Annotated in this window: 1 protein-coding gene; it reads left to right on the forward strand. The window is 66.2% G+C overall.

Annotated elements, in window-relative coordinates; genetic code table 11:
* Positions 1-94 precede the first annotated feature (94 nt).
* A partial coding sequence (locus tag KIH86_RS08455) for a hypothetical protein (protein ID WP_223110384.1) occupies positions 95-275 on the forward strand: 181 nt, incomplete at its 3' end.

Below are 275 nucleotides of genomic sequence, written 5' to 3' on the forward strand. Positions count from 1 at the left end.
GTACTCAACCTCCTTGGCGAGGGCCTCAACGCTGAGATCTGGGAGGTAGGAAAGGGTCTCGAACTTCTTCTTGCCCTCCGGGGGCCACACCTGCATGCAGCGGACCCTGCCGCCGTTGCTGGGGAGAGTCGACAAGTCGGAGGCCTTGCGGGTGACCGGGAAGGCGGCGGAGGACCGGAGCCCGTTGAAGGGTGCCACCATGTTGGTCTGGGCCGGGCTGGCGCGGGCCACAGAGGCGGTGGAGACCATCATTGAGGAAGCCATGGCGATCCCCC

Origin of the sequence: Paenibacillus sinensis (assembly GCF_019904155.1) — a bacterium.
Classification (GTDB): Bacteria; Bacillota; Bacilli; order Paenibacillales; family Paenibacillaceae; genus Paenibacillus_AQ; species Paenibacillus_AQ sinensis.